Origin of the sequence: Microvirga terrestris, from assembly GCF_015694425.1 — a bacterium.
In the GTDB taxonomy this organism is placed as follows: Bacteria; Pseudomonadota; Alphaproteobacteria; order Rhizobiales; family Beijerinckiaceae; genus Microvirga; species Microvirga terrestris.
Window position 1 is genome coordinate 15530 of record NZ_JADQDN010000016.1, and the last position, 17584, is coordinate 33113.

General features: G+C 64.7%; 17 protein-coding genes. 15 read left to right on the plus strand and 2 right to left on the minus strand.

Features of this window, described 5'->3' with window-relative positions; translation table 11 throughout:
• Nucleotides 1-16 precede the first annotated feature (16 nt).
• The 9 genes from I2H36_RS18810 (at nt 17) to tolB (ending at nt 7985) form a co-directional block, all read left to right on the plus strand.
• Entirely contained in the window at nt 17-763 is a 747-nt protein-coding gene (locus I2H36_RS18810; RefSeq protein ID WP_196265437.1) for a YebC/PmpR family DNA-binding transcriptional regulator, read from the plus strand.
• A 108-nt stretch (nt 764-871) separates the two neighbouring features.
• Nucleotides 872-1375, plus strand: coding sequence for a crossover junction endodeoxyribonuclease RuvC (gene ruvC, locus I2H36_RS18815; protein ID WP_196265438.1), 504 nt, complete (start codon nt 872-874; stop codon nt 1373-1375).
• Nucleotides 1376-1626: 251 nt separating this feature from the next.
• Nucleotides 1627-2244: a Holliday junction branch migration protein RuvA gene (gene ruvA, locus I2H36_RS18820; RefSeq protein ID WP_196265439.1), complete on the plus strand. Its 618-nt coding sequence runs from the start codon at nt 1627-1629 to the stop codon at nt 2242-2244.
• Between the two features lie 95 nt (nt 2245-2339).
• Complete coding sequence (ruvB, locus tag I2H36_RS18825) at nt 2340-3386, plus strand: Holliday junction branch migration DNA helicase RuvB (RefSeq protein WP_196265440.1); 1047 nt, start codon at nt 2340-2342, stop codon at nt 3384-3386.
• 175 nt (nt 3387-3561) lie between these two features.
• Nucleotides 3562-3969 carry a tol-pal system-associated acyl-CoA thioesterase gene (ybgC, locus tag I2H36_RS18830; protein ID WP_196265468.1) on the plus strand — a complete coding sequence of 136 codons (408 nt, stop codon included), beginning with the start codon at nt 3562-3564 and terminating at the stop codon, nt 3967-3969.
• A gap of 302 nt (nt 3970-4271) precedes the next feature.
• The gene (gene tolQ / locus I2H36_RS18835; RefSeq protein WP_196265441.1) at nt 4272-5012 is read left to right on the plus strand and encodes a protein TolQ; all 741 of its coding nucleotides are present in this window, start codon (nt 4272-4274) and stop codon (nt 5010-5012) included.
• A gap of 12 nt (nt 5013-5024) precedes the next feature.
• Complete coding sequence (locus I2H36_RS18840; RefSeq protein WP_196265442.1) at nt 5025-5468, plus strand: ExbD/TolR family protein; 444 nt, start codon at nt 5025-5027, stop codon at nt 5466-5468.
• Between the two features lie 28 nt (nt 5469-5496).
• Nucleotides 5497-6621 carry a cell envelope integrity protein TolA gene (tolA, locus tag I2H36_RS18845; protein WP_343234479.1) on the plus strand — a complete coding sequence of 375 codons (1125 nt, stop codon included), beginning with the start codon at nt 5497-5499 and terminating at the stop codon, nt 6619-6621.
• A gap of 29 nt (nt 6622-6650) precedes the next feature.
• Entirely contained in the window at nt 6651-7985 is a 1335-nt protein-coding gene (tolB, locus tag I2H36_RS18850) for a Tol-Pal system beta propeller repeat protein TolB (RefSeq protein ID WP_196265443.1), read from the plus strand.
• 153 nt (nt 7986-8138) lie between these two features.
• On the opposite strand, the gene I2H36_RS18855 is transcribed toward tolB, so the two are convergent.
• Together I2H36_RS18855 and I2H36_RS18860 are read right to left on the minus strand one after the other, a co-directional pair.
• A complete protein-coding gene (locus I2H36_RS18855; protein ID WP_196265444.1) occupies nt 8139-8753 on the minus strand; it encodes an HdeD family acid-resistance protein in 615 nt (204 codons plus the stop codon).
• Between the two features lie 185 nt (nt 8754-8938).
• Entirely contained in the window at nt 8939-10456 is a 1518-nt protein-coding gene (locus I2H36_RS18860; protein ID WP_196265445.1) for a phospholipase D-like domain-containing protein, read from the minus strand.
• Between the two features lie 248 nt (nt 10457-10704).
• On the opposite strand from I2H36_RS18860, the gene pal reads away from it, so the two are divergent.
• From pal to I2H36_RS18890, 6 genes are all read left to right on the plus strand, one after another.
• Nucleotides 10705-11205: a peptidoglycan-associated lipoprotein Pal gene (gene pal / locus I2H36_RS18865; RefSeq protein ID WP_196265446.1), complete on the plus strand. Its 501-nt coding sequence runs from the start codon at nt 10705-10707 to the stop codon at nt 11203-11205.
• Between the two features lie 112 nt (nt 11206-11317).
• The gene (gene ybgF, locus I2H36_RS18870) at nt 11318-12307 is read left to right on the plus strand and encodes a tol-pal system protein YbgF (protein ID WP_196265447.1); all 990 of its coding nucleotides are present in this window, start codon (nt 11318-11320) and stop codon (nt 12305-12307) included.
• Between the two features lie 27 nt (nt 12308-12334).
• Nucleotides 12335-13360 (plus strand): tRNA lysidine(34) synthetase TilS, encoded by a 1026-nt coding sequence (tilS, locus tag I2H36_RS18875; protein ID WP_196265448.1) that lies wholly within the window; start codon nt 12335-12337, stop codon nt 13358-13360.
• Nucleotides 13361-13504: 144 nt separating this feature from the next.
• A complete protein-coding gene (gene ftsH, locus I2H36_RS18880; RefSeq protein WP_196265449.1) occupies nt 13505-15424 on the plus strand; it encodes an ATP-dependent zinc metalloprotease FtsH in 1920 nt (639 codons plus the stop codon).
• A gap of 224 nt (nt 15425-15648) precedes the next feature.
• Entirely contained in the window at nt 15649-17004 is a 1356-nt protein-coding gene (gene glmM / locus I2H36_RS18885; protein WP_196265450.1) for a phosphoglucosamine mutase, read from the plus strand.
• On the plus strand, nt 16994-17563 hold the full coding sequence (locus I2H36_RS18890) for a hypothetical protein (RefSeq protein ID WP_196265451.1): 570 nt from the start codon (nt 16994-16996) through the stop codon (nt 17561-17563). Before glmM ends, I2H36_RS18890 begins: the two co-directional genes overlap by 11 nt.
• Nucleotides 17564-17584 lie beyond the last annotated feature (21 nt).

The window sequence follows — 17584 nt, forward strand, 5'->3', positions numbered from 1 at the left end:
AAATCCGGAGGCCCCGATGGCCGGGCATTCACAGTTCAAGAATATCATGCACCGCAAGGGCAAGGTGGACGCGGTGCGGTCCAAGGTGTTTTCCAAGCTCGCCCGCGAAATCACCGTGGCGGCCAAGATGGGCATGCCCGATCCCAACATGAACCCGCGCCTGCGCGCCGCGATCCTCGCCGCCCGGGCCGAGAACATGCCCAAGGACAACATCCAGCGCGCCATCAACAAGGCCTCCGGCGGCGACGCGGAGAACTATGACGAGATCCGCTACGAGGGCTATGGTCCCGGGGGTGCTGCCATCATCGTCGAAGCCATGACCGACAACCGAAACCGCACGGCCTCCGACATCCGCTCCTACTTCACCAAGAGCGGCGGCAACCTCGCCGAGACCGGGGCCGTCTCCTTCATGTTCGACCGGGTCGGCTATATCGAGTTCGGCCCGGACGTGGCCGATGCCGATGCCATGCTGGAAGCCGCCATCGATGCAGGCGCGGACGACGTCGCGTCCTCCGAGAACGGCCACGAGGTCTATTGCGACCAGGGCAACCTCAACGAGGTGACCAAGGCGCTGGAAGACAAGTTCGGCGAGCCCAAGGCGTCGAAGCTCGTCTGGAAGCCCCAGACCCCGGTCGCCGTGGATGACGAGACCGGCGAGAAGCTGATGAAGCTGATGGAATCGCTCGAGGAGCACGACGACGTCCAGAGCGTCTACGGCAACTTCGAGCTGTCCGATGCCCTCATGCAGAAGATGGCAGGCTGATTTTGGCTGTGCGTCAGACCCGGGCCCGTTCCGGGTATCCACGTCATCTTAACCGTTGATAGCGTGGATGGCCGTAAAGCAATTCGGCCATGACGGTGGAGAACAACAGTGACTGAGCGCGTCCGCATCCTCGGCCTCGATCCCGGCCTGCGCAACACCGGCTGGGGCGTCATCACGGTCGAGGGGACGAAGCTCTCGTATGTCGCCTGCGGGGTCGTGACCTCCGACGGCGATCTCGATCTGGCGCTTCGCCTCAAGCAGCTCTACGACCGGCTGACGGACGTGATCCGGACCTGGACGCCCGACGAGGTGTCGGTCGAGGAAACCTTCGTCAATAAGGACGCCCAGGCGACCCTCAAGCTCGGCCAGGCCCGCGCCATGTCCCTGCTGGTGCCCGCCCTTCACGGCCTGCCGGTGGCCGAATACGGGGCCAACCAGGTGAAGAAGACCGTGGTGGGCGTCGGTCATGCCGATAAGAACCAGGTCCAGGCCATGATCAGGATCCTCCTGCCCAAGGCCGACTTCAAGAAGGCCGACGCCGCCGACGCGCTCGCCATCGCTATCGCCCACGCCCACCAACGCAAGGCCCGCGCTTTGGCGGCGAGCTATTAGGGTGTTACAGAAAACCACAGCGTCATCCCGGACGGCGTGAGCCGTCCAGAGTCGTGATCCGGATTGAACGCCTCTTCCCTCCCCCTTGCGGGGAGGGGTAGGGGTGGGGGTGGTTCGACTGGGTGGGGACCGATCCCGTCGGATGCTGCAGCAGACGCGTGAATTCACCGCGAAGCGCAGCGCTCCGGCTTTCCGACCCCCACCCTCAATCCCTCCCCGCAAGGGGGAGGGAAGCAGGAGCAACGAATAACGTGATCGGCAAACTCAAAGGTACGGTGGATTCCTACGGCGAGGATTTCGTGATCCTCGACGTGCACGGGGTCGGCTATGTGGTCCACTGCTCCTCCCGCACCCTCCAGAACCTGCCGCCCACCGGCGAGGCAGCGACTCTCGCCATCGAGACCCATGTGCGTGAGGACATGATCCGCCTGTTCGGCTTCCGCTCCGACTCCGAACGCGAATGGTTCCGGCTTCTGCAGAGCGTGCAGGGCGTGGGCTCCAAGGTGGCGCTCGGCATCCTGTCGGTGCTCGACCCCGGCACCCTCGCAACCGCCATCGCCACCGGTGACAAGGCCTCCGTGGCCCGCGGCCCCGGCGTCGGCCCCAAGCTCGCCCAGCGCATCGTGTCAGAACTCAAGGACAAGGCCCCGGCCTTCGCCTCCGTCGATCCCGCCCTCATCCGCCTCACCGGCGCGGTCGAGGACAACAGCGCCCCGCGCCCCGTGGCGGATGCCATCTCGGCCCTGGTCAATCTCGGCTACCCCCAGGTCCAGGCCTCCGCAGCTGTTGCCGCCGCCATGAAGCAGGCGGGCGACGAGGCCGAGGCCAAGACGCTGATCCGGTTGGGACTGCGGGAACTGGCGCGGTAGTCCTCCCGCGGCACGCATGTTCCTGTTTTGATCCCGTTAAAGATGGCGTATGACACCTAAAACGCCTATATGAAGCCTTTGGAAGGTAAGTCTCTTTGACCGATTCCCGCCGCCTGATCAGCCCCGAAAAGCGCGAGGACGATGTCGATGCATCGATCCGGCCGCTGTCGCTCGACGATTTCACAGGCCAGAAGGCCGCGCGGGCCAATCTCCAGATCTTCATCAATGCCGCCAAGGCGCGGGGCGATGCCCTCGACCATGTGCTCTTCGTCGGCCCTCCGGGACTGGGCAAGACCACGCTGGCCCAGATCGTCGCCCGCGAGCTCGGGGTCAATTTCCGCTCCACCTCCGGCCCGGTGATCGCCAAGGCGGGTGACTTGGCGGCCCAGCTCACCAACCTCGAAGAGCGTGATGTGCTCTTCATCGACGAGATCCACCGCCTCAACCCGGCCGTGGAGGAAATCCTCTATCCGGCCATGGAGGATTACCAGCTCGACCTCATCATTGGCGAGGGCCCGGCGGCCCGCTCGGTGAAGATCGAGCTGCCGAAATTCACGCTTGTCGGCGCCACCACTCGGGCGGGCCTACTGACCACGCCCTTGCGCGACCGCTTCGGCATCCCGATCCGGCTCGAGTTCTACACCGTCGACGAGCTGGAGCTCATCGTCCGGCGCGGCGCCCGGGTGCTGGGCTTAGGCATGAGCGAGGAGGGTGCGAACGAGATCGCCCGTCGCTCCCGCGGCACGCCGCGCATCGCCGGCCGCCTCCTGCGCCGTGTGCGGGATTTCGCCATCGTCGAGGGTGTGCAGACCGTCTCCCGTGACCTTGCCGACAAGTCCCTGCGCCTTCTCGACGTGGACCCCATCGGCCTCGACCTCATGGACCGCAAGTACCTGACCCTGGTCGCCAATTCCTTCGGCGGCGGTCCGGTCGGCATCGAGACCATTGCCGCGGCCCTCTCCGAGCCGCGCGACGCCATCGAGGACATCATCGAGCCGTATCTCATTCAGAAGGGCTTCGTGCAGCGTACCCCGCGCGGCCGCGTGCTGACCCCCCACGCCTTCAAACACCTCGGCATCCCCGAGCCGACCCGAGAGACGGCGGCGCAGTTCGGGCTGTTCGGCGGAGATGCGGATGAGTGAGCGGCGGGACGCCAACACCTCCCCCTTGAGGGGGGAGGTCGCGCCGGAGGCGCGGGAGGGGGTGGGAACCGCGCCCTCTCTGAACGTTGCGCTTCCACCCCAACCCGGATCGCTGACGCGCTCCGACCCTCCCCCTCAAGGGGAGGGTGGGCGCTATCCCCACCTCTCCGGCTTCATGCAGGATGACGCTCATATTCTGCCGATCCGTGTCTATTACGAGGACACGGATTTTTCGGCCCGCGTCTATCACGCGAGCTATCTCCGCTTCATGGAGCGGGGCCGCACGGAGCTGCTGCGGGCCGTCGAGGTGGCGCAGTCTGATCTTCACGCGAGCATGGACGGCCTCGCCTTCGTGGTCCGCAAGATGAACATCAATTTTCTGGGCGGCGCCGTCATGGACGACGTGCTCACCATCGTGACCAGGCCTAAGGAAATGCGCGGCGCCTCGATGACGCTGGCGCAGGAGGTTCGGCGCGGCGACGAGGTGCTGGTCACGGCCGACGTGATGGTCGCGGCCGTTAGGGGCGGGCGGGCCGTGCGGATTCCGGACGAGCTGCGGGCAGCCTTAGGATCAAAACCGTAGGGCGGAGCCTGCCCAAACGATAGGTGGTGCAGCAGCCCCGCCTCAGAAGCATACCAGCCAAGATTTCATATCAATTTCAGTCAATTCCGCCCTGCGACGGCCGCACTTAAACCAGACCTTAACCTTACTCTGTGCCTAACAGGTAACGGTCCGGGACGATCTGAGGCTCATCCGCCGGCTGCCCTTATTTTCGACAGATTCGGGGGCGAACCAGCTGTGATACAGAAACAGATATTCCTAGAACCAATCTGCGGTGGGCCTTGGGGCAATCCAAGGCTGCTCGAAGAGCGAGGACGAGATTCATGAATCCGGCTGATGTGGCCCAGGCCGCTCCTGTGGCCCACGACCTGTCCTTCTTTGGCCTGTTCTGGCAGGCCCATTTCATCGTCAAGCTCGTGATGATCGGCCTGCTGGCGGCTTCGGTCTGGTGCTGGGCCATCATCGTCGACAAGACGCTGCTCTACAGCCGCACGAAGCGCGCCATGGACCGGTTCGAGGACGTGTTCTGGTCCGGCCAATCGCTGGAGGACCTCTACCGCAACCTCCAGGGCCGCCCGGCCACGGGCCTGGCCGCCGTCTTCGTCGCCGCCATGCGCGAGTGGAAGCGCTCCTTCGAGGGCTCGGCTCGGTCGTTCCAGTCCCTGCCGCAGCGCATCGACAAGGTGCTCGACGTAACCATCCAGCGCGAGGTGGAGCGTCTCAATGCCCGCCTGACGGTGCTGGCCTCCATCGGCTCGGCCGGTCCCTATATCGGCCTCTTCGGCACGGTGGTGGGCATCATGAACTCCTTCACGTCGATTGCCGCCTCCAAGAACACGAGCCTTGCGGTCGTGGCTCCCGGCATAGCGGAAGCCCTGTTCGCCACCGCCATCGGCCTCTTCGCGGCCATTCCGGCGGTGCTCGCCTACAACAAGCTGAACTCGGAAGTGGGCAAGCTGCAGTCGCGCCTCGAGGGCTTCGCCGACGAGTTCTCGGCCATCCTGTCCCGTCAGGTGGACGAGCGCATCGGCCACGCCGGCCGCTCCCCCGCCAACGCGGCTTAAGGGAGAACCGGCATGGCCATGATGGCAGGATCGGCAGGAGGCGGGCGCCGCCGCAGGCGCTCCCGGCAGTCGGGCGTGATCAACGAGATCAACATGACGCCGTTCATCGACGTCATGCTCGTGCTGCTCATCATCTTCATGGTGGCAGCACCCATGATGACGGCCGGCGTGCCGCTCGACCTGCCGCAGACCAAGGCTGCGCCGCTCAACTCCGATGCGACGCCGGTGACTCTGTCGATCAAGGCCAACGGCCAGGTCTTCCTCGGCGAGGCGGAGCTGACGGACGAAGCCATCGTCGGCAAGCTCGCGGAAGTCTCGAAGACGGGCTTCGACGAGCGGATCTTCGTGCGCGGTGACAAGAAGGTCGATTACGGGCGCGTCGCTCAAGTGATGTCGATCGTGACCACGGCCGGCTACAAGCGCGTCGCCCTCGTGACCGAGGTCGACCAGCGCTGAGCCGATTGAGAGCAAGGGGCAAACACACGTGGCGTTGAAGCTGAAATTCAGCACTTCGGAGCCGGGCTTCTGGGTCTCGGGCGTCGCGCATGCGGCGCTGCTGACGGCTGCCATGATCGGCCTGTCTTCTGTCGCCGAGTTTCCCGAAGCGCAGGAAGGCATCCCGGTCGAGGTCATCACCGATGCCCAGCTCTCGCAGATCATGAAGGGTGAGACAGGCGGGAAAGATGTGCTGCCCAAGCCCCGCGCCGAGCGCGTCGCCGACAAGACCGAATTGAAGGATCCTGGCGAGGACAAGCGCGATGCGCCGGCTCCGCCGAAGCGTCCGGCCGAGATGAAGGTGGCCGACAAGGAAGAGCCGGTGGCCGCCCAGCCTCCACCGCCCGCGCCGCCGACCCGCTCGCAGGAAGAAAAAGCCGCCGAGGCCAAGGCCGCGGAGGAAAAGCAGCTGCAGGAAAAGGCTGAAGCCGAGGCTATCGAGAAGGCCAAGGCCGCCGAGCAGGCCAAAGTCGAGGCTGAGACCAAGGCAAAGGCGCAAGCGGAGGCGAAAGCCAAGGCCGAAGCCGAAGCCAAGAAGGTCGCGGAGGCCAAAGCGAAGGCCGAGGCAGACGCGAAGGCCAAGGCCGAAGCGGAGGCGAAGAAGCTCGCGGAAGCCAAAGCCAAGGAAGAGGCCGAGGCCAAGGCGCGCAAGGAAGCCCAACTCGCCAAGAAGCTCGACATGGGCGACCTGAAGCAGTTCCTCGACAGCAAGGACAAGAGCCAGTCCACGGGCGCGACCGGCGCGGAGGTCCAGAAGACCGCCTCGCTCGGAACGGCGACGGGATCGGCTCCAAAGATGAGTCCGAACGCGAAAGCGGCCCTGATCAACTTCTTCCAAGAAAAAATCATGCCCTGCTACAGCCCGCCTTTGAGCGCGTCTGCAGGCACTGTGATTCCGCCTCGAATCAGCATTCCTTTGAATAAGGATGGTTCGCTGGCAGGTTCGCCTCAGATTATCAGCGCCGGCGCCGCTCCATCCGACCGGGCGACGGCTGAAGCCATCGTGCGCGCCGTGCGGCGTTGTGCGCCTTTCCAAGTTCCAGCTCAGTTCATGCCCTACTACACAGGCAACGAGGGTTGGAAAGAACTTGATGTCACCTTCGATCTGTCATGATCGCACATACCTGCCGAGTTAGAACACCCATGATCACTCGCTTCGTCTCTCGTCTTCTCATCGCGCTGGCCGTCGTCCTGCCGATGGCGGCACTCGCCCCCTCGGCCCAGGCGCAGCTCTCGTTCCGCGTCGGCCCCGGTGGGCAGTTCCAGCCCATGCCGATTGCCGTGGCCGATTTCTCCGGCGAGGGCGACATGGGGCAGCGCGTGTCCGGCATCATCAGCAACAACCTGCAGCGCTCCGGCTATTTCGCGCCGCTGGACAAGGCACGCTTTCCGGAGCGTCCGTCGTTCGATGCCGCGCCGCGCTTCGATGCGTGGAAGATGGCGGGCGCCCAGGCGCTCGTCACGGGACGCGTCTCGCGCGATCCGTCGGGGCGCCTTCGCGCCGAGTTTCGCCTGTGGGACATCGAGACCGGCCAGCAGCTCACCGGCCAGCAATATGTGACGGATGCCAATTTCTGGCGCCGGGTCGGCCACATCATCTCGGATGCGGTCTACACCAAGATCACGGGCTTCGGCGGCTTCTTCGACACGCGCATGGTGTTCGTCGATGAATCGGGCCCGAAGGAAAACCGCCGCAAGCGCCTCGCCATCATGGATCAGGACGGCGCCAATGTGCGCTACCTGACTCAAGGAGACACCTCCGTGGTGGCGCCGCGCTATTCGCCGGCGACCCAAGACATCACCTACATGTCCCAGGTCGAAGGCCAGCAGCCGCGCGTGCAGGTGATCAACCTCGAGACCGGCTCGCGCCAGGTGCTCGGCAACTTCCCCGACATGGCGTCCTCGCCGCGCTTCGGACCCGAAGGAAGCCGCATCGTCATGAGCCTGCAGCAGGGCGGCAACGCCAACATCTTCATGATGAACCTCGGCTCGCAGGCCACGACGCGCCTGACCTCGACGCCCGCCATCGACACCTCGCCGTCCTTCTCGCCGGACGGCAAGCAGATCGTGTTCGAGAGCGACCGCGGCGGCAAGCAGCAGATCTACGTGATGAACGTGGACGGCTCAGACCAGCGCCGCATCTCCTTCGGCGACGGCGCCTACTCGCAGCCGGCCTGGTCGCCGCGGGGCGACTACATCGCCTTCACCAAGCAGCGCGCTGGAGGCTTCGCCATCGGCATCATGAAGCCGGACGGCTCGGGCGAGCGCATCCTGACGGAAGGCTTCCACAACGAGAGCCCGACCTGGGCGCCCAACGGCCAGTACATCCTGTTCTTCCGCGACCCGGGCGGACAGGCCGGCGGCAAGCTCTACATGGTCGACATCACCGGCCGCGTGGAGCAGCCCGTCCCGACGCCGTCCTTCGCGTCGGACCCGACCTGGTCACCGCTCTTGAGCGAGAGCCGGCAGAGCAACTGACCGAGAGACAAAAGGGCGCTTCTATAGAGCATCGTGCGGAAAAGTGGACCCGGTTTTCCGCACAAACGATGCTCTCATCCAAGAAGAAAGCATCGGATTCGATCCCAAAAGTGGACTCCACTTTTGGGATCGATGCTTTAGCGCCCTTTTCATTCAGGCCCGCAGCGAGGCTGTGCCGCTGGTGGTGTCTCTGCGGCCTTTCAGCTTGAATGCAAGCACGAGAAGACCGATGCCGAAGACGAGCGCATAAGCGCCGAGCCACCAGGTCAGCACCACGGCCCCGACGAGGGGGGCAATCAGCAGCGCGATCCCGAACAGCACCGAGACGATGCCACTGAAGATGAGCCAGCCGCGACCGTATTCGGGGTTAAGCTTGAAGGCGGCGACGATCATCAGGATGCCGGTGATCAGCGACCATACGGCGACCAGGGTGACGAAGAACAGGACCGTCAGGCCCGGCATGGCGAAGGCAATGATGCCGACGAGGATGTTGAGGATGCCCTCCAGGATCAGCAGGCCCCAGCGCTGGTTGTTGGATGCGGCCCTGATGCCCGAGACGATGCCGAACACTCCGTCGACCAGCATGTAGGCTGAGAAGAACAGCACGAGGGACAGGATCGTCGCGCCCGGCGAGAAGAGGGCGATGAGCGCGAAGATGATGGCGAAGACGCCGCGTAGGGCCACGGCCCACCAGTTCTGAGCCAGCAGCGAGCTCATGGTCTGAATGCGGTCGGGGGAAGGGGTCGAATTGAGGGTGCCTGATGCCATGGGAAACTCCTCGCCAATCGGGATGCGTCTGCCCTGCGCCAGCGAATCGTGCGGAAAAGTGGTCCCGGTTTTCCGCATCAACGATGCGCCAGCCAAGAGAAAGAGCATCGGACCCCACTTTTGGGTCCGATGCTCTGGGTCAACGCCAAGCTTGAACGCGGGTTTCCTTTTATTCTTCTTCCCTTTTATTCTCCCGGAGACGTCTCGTTCTCCCGGATCCTGGCCAGCTTCCGCCGCAGCGCGAGCTTGCGACGGCGCAGGCGCACGCGCCGCTTGAGCCGGAACGCGCGGATGAGCAGCGCAAGGCCGAGCCACACGAGGGCGATCACTATCGGCGAGATGATGAGGACCGGGAAGAAGCTGATCAGGGCGGCGAGGGCCAGAAGCGCGAAGCCGATGATGGCGATGCTGCTGGCTTCCGTGGCGGTGAGCGAGCGCGATCCGGACCCGACCGCACGGCTCAACGTGCTCGACAGCGCCAGGGCGCCGGCGGCGAGCCTGCGCACCCCACCCTTCGTGTATCGGTGACCGCGGCGCGAGCGCATGTTTCGCGCCTGCCGGCGGCGGGATTGCCAGCCGGGAACGATCTCCGTCGCGTTGGCGAGATCCTCCAGGTACATGGCCTCCATGGCCTCGGCAAAGCCCGTATCCTCGACCACCACGTCGAGCTCCCAGTTGGTGGCCCAGCTCGCCAGATTGAGGTTGGTGGAGCCCACCCGGGCCCAGCGCCCGTCCGCCACGCAGGTCTTGGCGTGGAGCATCGTGCCGTTCCATTCGAAGACGCGGACACCCGCCTCGATCAGCGAGCGGTAGCCCGCCCGCACCACCGGCTGCAGCGCCGGCACGTCGCTCGATCCGGGCACGAGGATGCGCACATCGACGCCATCGCGCGCGGCCTCGCCCAGGGCCTGCACGTAGGAGGTCGTGGCGACGAAATAGGCGTCGGTGAGCCAGAGGTTGCGCTGCGCGGTGGCGGCGATGAACTGGTCGACCCGGTAGGTGCGGAACATGCCGGGTTCGCCGCTGATGAGCCGGGCCGCCACCGAACCCGCATGCGGGATCAGGTCGGCATGGGGCAGCTCGGTTTTCGGGATCGCCTTCATGCCGGCCAGCGACCAACTCTCGGCGAAGGCGGCATCGAGATCTGCGACCAGCGGACCTTCCACGGAAATTCCCGTGTCGCGCCAGGGCTCAAGGCCGTTCCTGCCGACCCAGTTATCCGAGATGCAGAGGCCCGAGACGAAGCCGATGCGCCCGTCGACCGTGATCAGCTTGCGGTGGTTGCGGCGAATCCAGAACGGATCCGTCAGGCGGGGCGGGTTGAAGACCTTCGCCTGTACCCCGGCCTCGCGCATGCGCCGCCAATAGGAGGGGAGGGCGCGGGCGGAGGAGCCCAGCCAATCGTAGAGCACGCGCACCCGCACGCCGGCGAGCGACCGCTCCATGAGCGCATCGGCAAATGCGCGGCCGCTCTCGTCGTCCGCGATGATGAAGTTCTCGAAATGGATGACCTCTTTCGCCGAGCGGATGGCCTCGAGCCAGGCCGGATAGTTCTCCCGCGAATCCTTAAGCAGCGATATGGCATTCCCGTGCCGCAGGTCGCTGTCGGCGATGCGCGCGAAAGCCCGCTCCAGACGCAGGTCGTCGAGAGCCTTGCGGTAGGGCTGTCCAAGGGTGCCGGGTGGGGTCGTCACGATATTCATGACCTCTCAACGCGTGAGATAGACAATTGGCAGCAGTCTAGCTTCCGTCAGCTCGCCTCCCCAAAGATATAAGGCTTCCGGCCGGAATTCATTCACGGTTGATTTACCCTAATCCAAACTTCCACAACTTGGCCATAATTCACCTTAATCCCGGGTCTCTCTCCTCGGTTGACGGAACCCTCCCTTAACCATCCTCCCGATATGAAAGACACAACGTTCGGCAAACGTATGTGTAAGGAGTATTGCCCATGATGACGTTGCGCGCCGTCAAATTCGCCGCTGCCCTCGTCCTCGCCCTCGGGGCGGCGGCGTGTTCGTCCAACAAAGATGAGATGGCTGGCGGAGCCGGCGGCTTCGGCGCCGGTGGCGCCGCCACCCCGGGCAGCGCCCAGGACTTCGTCGTCAACGTGGGCGACCGCGTGTTCTTCGAGACCGACTCGACCGATCTGACCCCCACGGCGGTGGCCACCCTCGACAAGCAGGCCCAGTGGCTCCAGCGCTACCCGCAATACACCTTCATCCTCGAAGGGCATGCGGACGAGCGCGGCACCCGCGAGTACAACTTCTCGCTCTCCGCCCGCCGCTCCCAGGTCGTCCGCGACTACCTGATCTCCCGCGGCATCCCGGGCAACCGCTTCCGCACCGTGTCCTACGGCAAGGAGCGCCCGGTGGCGGTCTGCAACGACATCTCCTGCTGGTCGCAGAACCGGCGCGCGGTGACGGTGCTCGGCAACGGCGCCGGGGCATAAAGCCTCATAAGGCTCAGACTCTCGTGAAATCAAAAGCGCCGCCACATTCTCGCCGTGGCGGCGCTTTTGTGTTATCGGCCCCTCCGTCGAGGATCCTTACGGTATTCCCAGCATGTTCCGACGCTTATTTGTCTTTTTCGCCTTTGCCTTGGCTCTGGCCGCCACTTCGGTTTTCCCTGCCGCCGCGCAGGATGCGGCCGATGCGATCGTGCGCCTGAACCGCCTCGAGAGCCAGTTCCGGCAGATCGCCGGCCAGATGGAGCAACTCCAGTACGAGAACCGCCAGCTGAAGGAACAGTTGCGCAAGTTCCAGGAGGACGTGGAGTTCCGGTTCCAGGAAGGACGTGGCGGCAGCGGCTCCAGGTCGGCTCCGGCGCCGTCCACCGCGACGCCCTCACGGCCTGCCGCGCCCCCGGCGCAGCCGACGCCGGCCCAGCCCCAGCGGCGCAGCGACGTCTTCGACCCGTCGGAGGCGCCAAGCGCGCCCGGCGCACCCCGTCCGCTCGGCTCGACCCCGCCGTCGGCTCCTCTTGCCGAGGCGGATGCGGGACGTCCGATGCAGCTCCCGGGCGGGCAGCTTGCCGGGATCGGGGAGCTGATCGAGCAGGATGACGCCGAGGGTGCCCCGCTCGACCAGCATGCCGAGGTCCAGGCAACCCTGCCTCAGGGCGCTATCACCGAGCGCGCCAACCCCAGCGTGGCGGCCACCAGCGTCGGCAATCCCCGGTCGGATTTCGATACGGCTTATGCGTCCTTCACCTCGAAGCAGTACGATCAGGCCGAGATGAGCTTCCGCCGCTTCCTGCAATCGAACCCCCGCGACAAGCTCGTGCCGGAAGCCACCTTCTGGCTGGGCGAGACCTATCTCGTGCGCAACCGTTATCGCGAGGCCGCCGAGCAATTCCTGAACGTCTCGGCCGAGCATCCCGACGCGCCCAAGGCGCCCGATGCCCTGCTGCGGCTCGGCATCTCCCTGAACGGCCTCGGCGCCAAGGATCGCGCCTGCGCGGTCTTCTCCGAACTCGACCGCAAGTATCCGCAGGCCTCCGCGCCGGTTCGCCAGGCCTCCGAGCGCGAGCAGAAGCGGATCAAGTGCAGCTGATCCGCTGACCTTTTGAAGGCCCGCGCCGTGGCCCCCGTCTCGCCCCCCGATGATCCGCTCTCGGATGAAGGGCTCGAGCGTCTTTTTTCCTCTCTGAACCAAGCCTCCGGCATCCTCGCCGCCGTGTCTGGCGGGCCGGATTCTATAGCCATGATGCATGGCCTCGCCCGTTGGACGTCCCTTGGCCGGCGCCCTCCCATTCACGTTGCAACCGTCGATCATGGCCTCCGGCCCGAGGCCGCCGGTGAAGCCGCCTTCGCGGCGCGCGAAGCCGGCCTCTTAAGTCTGTCGCATCGGACGCTCGCCTGGACTGAGCAAAAACCCGTGGCCGGAATCCAGGAGGCCGCCCGCGAGGCGCGCTACCGCCTCCTGGTCGAATATGCCCGCGAGGTGGGAGCCTCCCATCTCGTCACCGCACATACTCTCGACGATCAGGCCGAAACGGTGATGATGCGCCTGTCGCGCGGCTCGGGATTGTCGGGCCTTGCCGGCATGCGCCGGGAGACGGACCGGCAGGGCATCCGTCATGTGCGGCCGCTCCTCGGCCTTCCGAAGTCACATCTTCTCGATCAATGCCGGCATCACGGCTGGCGCTTCGTCACCGATCCGTCGAACGCGGACGAGCGTTATGCCCGTGTTCGCTGGCGCAAGCTGATGCCCCTTCTTGCCGCGGAGGGGCTCACCGCCGGGCGGCTGGCCCGTCTTGCGGAAAGGGCCGCCCAAGCCGATGAGGCGCTCAGCCTCAAGGCCAGAGCAGCATTCGACCGGGGCGAACCCCGTCGCGATGCCGGAACCCTGTCGTTCCATGCGCAGATCCTGACTGATGAGCCATTCGAGATTGCCCTGCGGGTGCTGGAACTGGTCTTGGCGGAGGCTGGCATGGATCTGGACAACAGCCGTCTTCACCGGCTCGAGGCCTGCACGGAGCGCCTGCGGCGGGCCGCCGAAGCAGGGGAGACGTTGAGCCTCACCCTCGCGGGCGCCCACCTGCGCCTCACCCAAACTGGACGGCTTTCGGTCAGGCCGGAACCGCCACGTCATCGGGGCCGTTAGCCAAATCTCCTGACTCAGGCTATCGGATGATGCCGCATACATGCCGCATTCCCTTGGCAAGGCGGGACGGTATGCCTACATTGAGTTTAGCCGCGCGGGGAGACCTCCTCGTGCTTTTCTCCCTCTGGGGCAGAACCTGATCAAATGAATTCAAATTTCCGCAACTTCGCCCTGTGGGTGGTTATCTTCCTCCTGGTGCTGGCGCTCGTGACGCTGTTCCAGAGCCCCGGCCAACGGGGCGGCGGCAGCGACATCGCCTATAGCCAGCTTCTCAGCGAGGCCGATGCCGGGCGCATCACCAGCGTAGTCATCTCCGGTCCTGAGATCAGCGGCACCTATACGGATGGCCGCACCTTCACGACCTACGCGCCGAGCGACCCGATGCTGGTCACGAAGCTGCAGCAGAAGGGCGTCTCGATCACGGCCCGTCCGCAGTCGGATTCGACCCCGTGGTTCATTGCGGTGCTCATGAATATCCTGCCCATCGCGCTCTTCATCGGCGCCTGGGTGTTCCTGTCGCGCCAGATGCAGAGCGGGGCCGGCCGGGCCATGGGCTTCGGCAAGTCCAAGGCGAAACTCCTGACAGAGGCCCATGGCCGCGTCACTTTCGATGACGTGGCAGGCATCGACGAGGCCAAGGAAGACCTGCAGGAGGTTGTGGAGTTCCTGCGCGATCCCCAGAAGTTCCAGCGCCTCGGCGGCCGCATTCCCCGCGGCGTGCTGCTCGTCGGCCCTCCCGGCACCGGTAAGACGCTGACCGCCCGTGCGGTGGCGGGCGAAGCCAATGTGCCGTTCTTCACCATCTCGGGCTCCGACTTCGTCGAGATGTTCGTTGGCGTCGGCGCCTCCCGCGTGCGCGACATGTTCGAGCAGGCGAAGAAGAACGCGCCGTGCATCATCTTCATCGACGAGATCGACGCGGTCGGCCGCCATCGCGGCGCCGGCCTCGGCGGAGGCAACGACGAGCGCGAGCAGACCCTCAACCAGCTGCTGGTTGAGATGGACGGCTTTGAGGCCAATGAGGGCGTGATCATTATTGCTGCCACCAACCGTCCCGACGTGCTCGATCCAGCGCTCCTGCGTCCGGGCCGCTTCGACCGCCAGATCGTCGTTCCGAACCCCGACGTGGTCGGCCGCGAGAAGATCCTGCGCGTCCATGTGCGCAAGGTGCCTCTGGCTCCCGACGTGGACCTGAAGGTGATTGCTCGCGGCACCCCCGGCTTCTCGGGCGCGGACCTGATGAACTTGGTCAACGAGGCTGCTCTCCTGGCTGCCCGCCGCGGCAAGCGCATCGTGACGATGAAGGAGTTCGAGGACGCCAAGGACAAGGTGATGATGGGCGCCGAGCGCCGCACCCTGGTCATGACCGACGACGAGAAGCGCCTGACTGCCTATCACGAGGCCGGCCACGCCGTGGTGGCGCTCAACGTGCCCGCCACCGATCCGGTCCACAAGGCCACGATCATCCCGCGCGGCCGTGCCCTCGGCATGGTCATGCAGCTGCCCGAGCGGGACAAGCTGTCCATGTCCTACGAGCAGATGACCTCGCGTCTGGCCATCATGATGGGCGGCCGCATTGCCGAGGAGATGATCTTCGGCAAGGAGAAGGTCACCTCCGGTGCCCAGTCGGATATCGAGCAGGCGACGCGCCTTGCCCGGATGATGGTGACCAAGTGGGGCTTCTCGCCCGAACTCGGCACCGTCGCCTATGGCGAGAACCAGGACGAGGTGTTTCTGGGCATGTCCATGGGTCGCCAGCAGAACATCTCCGAGTCCACCTCCCAGAAGATCGACTCCGAGGTTCGCCGTCTGGTCGAGGACGGGCTCAACGATGCCCGCCGCATCCTCACCGAGAAGGCGCACGAGCTCGAGGCCTTGGCCCGTGGCCTGCTCGAATACGAGACCCTATCCGGCGACGAGATCCGCAATCTCCTCGACGGCCAGCCTCCGGTCCGGGATACCGGCGACACGGCGACCCCGACCCGCGGCTCGGCCGTTCCGACCACCCGCCCGGGCCGTCCGCGCGAGAGCGATGGGGGCATGGAGCCCCAACCGCAGGCTTAAAACGCCAGCATCTGTGAAATTCAAGAACGCCCGTTGGAAAGCGGGCGTTCTTTTTTGTTTACCTCAAAGTACTAATACTACACATGAGCCAGGCGTAAGGTTTGTAACAATCGCTTATCACTTGTGATGTGCGAATTGGCCTCCATGCCTTGACCGACGTGGGGGAGGTTGCTTTGAAAAAGCAAAAGCGCGGATCGGCGCAAAGGAATGCGGAGACAAAGCACGTGCGGAAATACTTCGGGACCGACGGCATTCGGGGCCGCGCCAACGGCATCATCACGCCGGACCTCGCCCTCAGGGTCGGGCAGGCCGCAGGCCTCATGTTTCAGCAGCGCGGCGATTACCGCCACCGGGTCGTGATCGGCAAGGATACGCGGCTGTCCGGCTACATGATCGAGTCGGCCCTACAGGCAGGCTTCACCTCGGTGGGCATGGACGTGCTCCTGCTCGGGCCGATCCCCACCCCGGCGGTCGCCATGCTGACCCGTTCCATGCGCTGTGATCTCGGCGTCATGATATCGGCCTCGCACAACCCCTACGAGGACAACGGCATCAAGCTGTTCGGCCCGGACGGGTTCAAGCTCAACGACGACATGGAGCGCGAGATCGAAGCCCTGATCGATTCCGATCTCACCCGCCGCCTGTCCGGCTCCGCCGCGCTCGGTCGTGCCAAGCGCATCGAGAGCGTCCAGGCCCGCTACATCGAGTTTGCCAAGCGCACCCTGCCTCGGCAGGTTGATCTCGAAGGCATGCGGGTCGTGATCGACTGCGCCAATGGTGCCGGCTACAAGGTGGCGCCGGAAGCCCTGTGGGAGCTGGGCGCCGAGGTGATGTCGATCGGCGTGGAGCCGAACGGCTTCAACATCAACCACGATGTCGGCTCGACCGCCCCCGATTCTCTGATCCAGAAGGTCAGGGAACTGCGCGCCGATGTGGGCATCGCCCTCGACGGCGATGCGGACCGTGTCCTCATCGTCGACGAGAAGGGCCACAAGGTCGACGGGGACCAGCTCATGGCCGTGGTCGCTCGCTCGTGGAAGGATGACGGCCGCCTGTCGCAGCCGGGCATCGTCGCCACGATCATGTCGAATCTCGGCCTGGAGCGCTTCCTGGGTGGCATGGGCCTCGGCCTCGTGCGTACCGCAGTGGGCGACCGCTATGTGCTCGAGCATATGCGGGCCAACGGCTTCAACCTGGGTGGCGAGCAGTCCGGGCACATCATCATGTCCGACTACACCACCACGGGCGACGGCCTCGTGGCGGCCCTCCAGCTTCTTGCCGTGGTCAAGAGCCTCGGCAAGCCGGTCTCGGAGGTCTGCCATTGCTTCGAGCCACTGCCGCAGGTGCTCAAGAACGTGCGCTACAAGGCCGGCAAGCCCCTTCAGGAAGCATCCGTGATCAAAGCCATCGAAGCTGGCCGCGAGACGCTCGGCCAAGCAGGCCGCCTCGTGATCCGCCCCTCCGGCACCGAGCCGGTCATCCGCGTCATGGGCGAGGGCGACAACGAGGATCTCGTCAACCGCGTGGTGGACGATGTGGTGGCCGCCGTGACTCAGGCGGCTTCGAAGGTTGCTGCTTGATATCCAGCCTGAGCCGAAAATAGGACTTGGCGTGATAAATGTTGAAGGTGACGGCGAGCATCAGGAGCTTTGCCGTCTCTTGAATCGATTGACGCCCGGTCTTTTGCCTCGTGAGGTGTTCCACGCAATCGCTCGTGTCATGGTGACGACGACGTTTGTCGTCGTTCCCTTGGTTCAGCGGCGCGGCCGAACGCTTGCACTTCTGCCTCGTCGTAGCTCTAACGACCTTTACTATCCTTCAATGCTCAATGTTCCTGGGACCATCATTCGCGCCAACGATGAAGATCTAGCGGCTGTATATGAGAGACTTGTGCAGGCAGAGATCCCCGGAGTATCTGCTAAACAGGCGCCAGTCTTTGTCGATAAGGTCTATGATCTGATCGTCCGAGGTCGAGAGATATCGCTTATCCACTGGGTTGAGGTTGATGATGCGGATGATCTGGGTGACTTCGTCGATGTGCGCAATCTTCCGACCGATGTCGTTCCAACAGATCGCTCCCGTATCATGATTGCTGTCGATCACTTCGAGAAGCACAAAGCTGAAGCAGGCTCGTTATAAGGTCGCTGACCTCAAACAAGA

Bases quoted from the DNA above. Each gene is read 5' to 3' on its own strand.
- ftsH (WP_196265449.1), top strand. From the start codon at position 13,505: ATGAATTCAAATTTCCGCAACTTCGCCCTGTGGGTGGTTATCTTCCTC.
- I2H36_RS18855 (WP_196265444.1), bottom strand. From the start codon at position 8,753: ATGGCATCAGGCACCCTCAATTCGACCCCTTCCCCCGACCGCATTCAG.
- ybgF (WP_196265447.1), top strand. From the start codon at position 11,318: ATGTTCCGACGCTTATTTGTCTTTTTCGCCTTTGCCTTGGCTCTGGCC.
- tolQ (WP_196265441.1), top strand. From the start codon at position 4,272: ATGAATCCGGCTGATGTGGCCCAGGCCGCTCCTGTGGCCCACGACCTG.
- pal (WP_196265446.1), top strand. From the start codon at position 10,705: ATGATGACGTTGCGCGCCGTCAAATTCGCCGCTGCCCTCGTCCTCGCC.
- I2H36_RS18840 (WP_196265442.1), top strand. From the start codon at position 5,025: ATGGCCATGATGGCAGGATCGGCAGGAGGCGGGCGCCGCCGCAGGCGC.
- I2H36_RS18810 (WP_196265437.1), top strand. From the start codon at position 17: ATGGCCGGGCATTCACAGTTCAAGAATATCATGCACCGCAAGGGCAAG.
- I2H36_RS18860 (WP_196265445.1), bottom strand. From the start codon at position 10,456: ATGAATATCGTGACGACCCCACCCGGCACCCTTGGACAGCCCTACCGC.
- ybgC (WP_196265468.1), top strand. From the start codon at position 3,562: ATGCAGGATGACGCTCATATTCTGCCGATCCGTGTCTATTACGAGGAC.
- tolB (WP_196265443.1), top strand. From the start codon at position 6,651: ATGATCACTCGCTTCGTCTCTCGTCTTCTCATCGCGCTGGCCGTCGTC.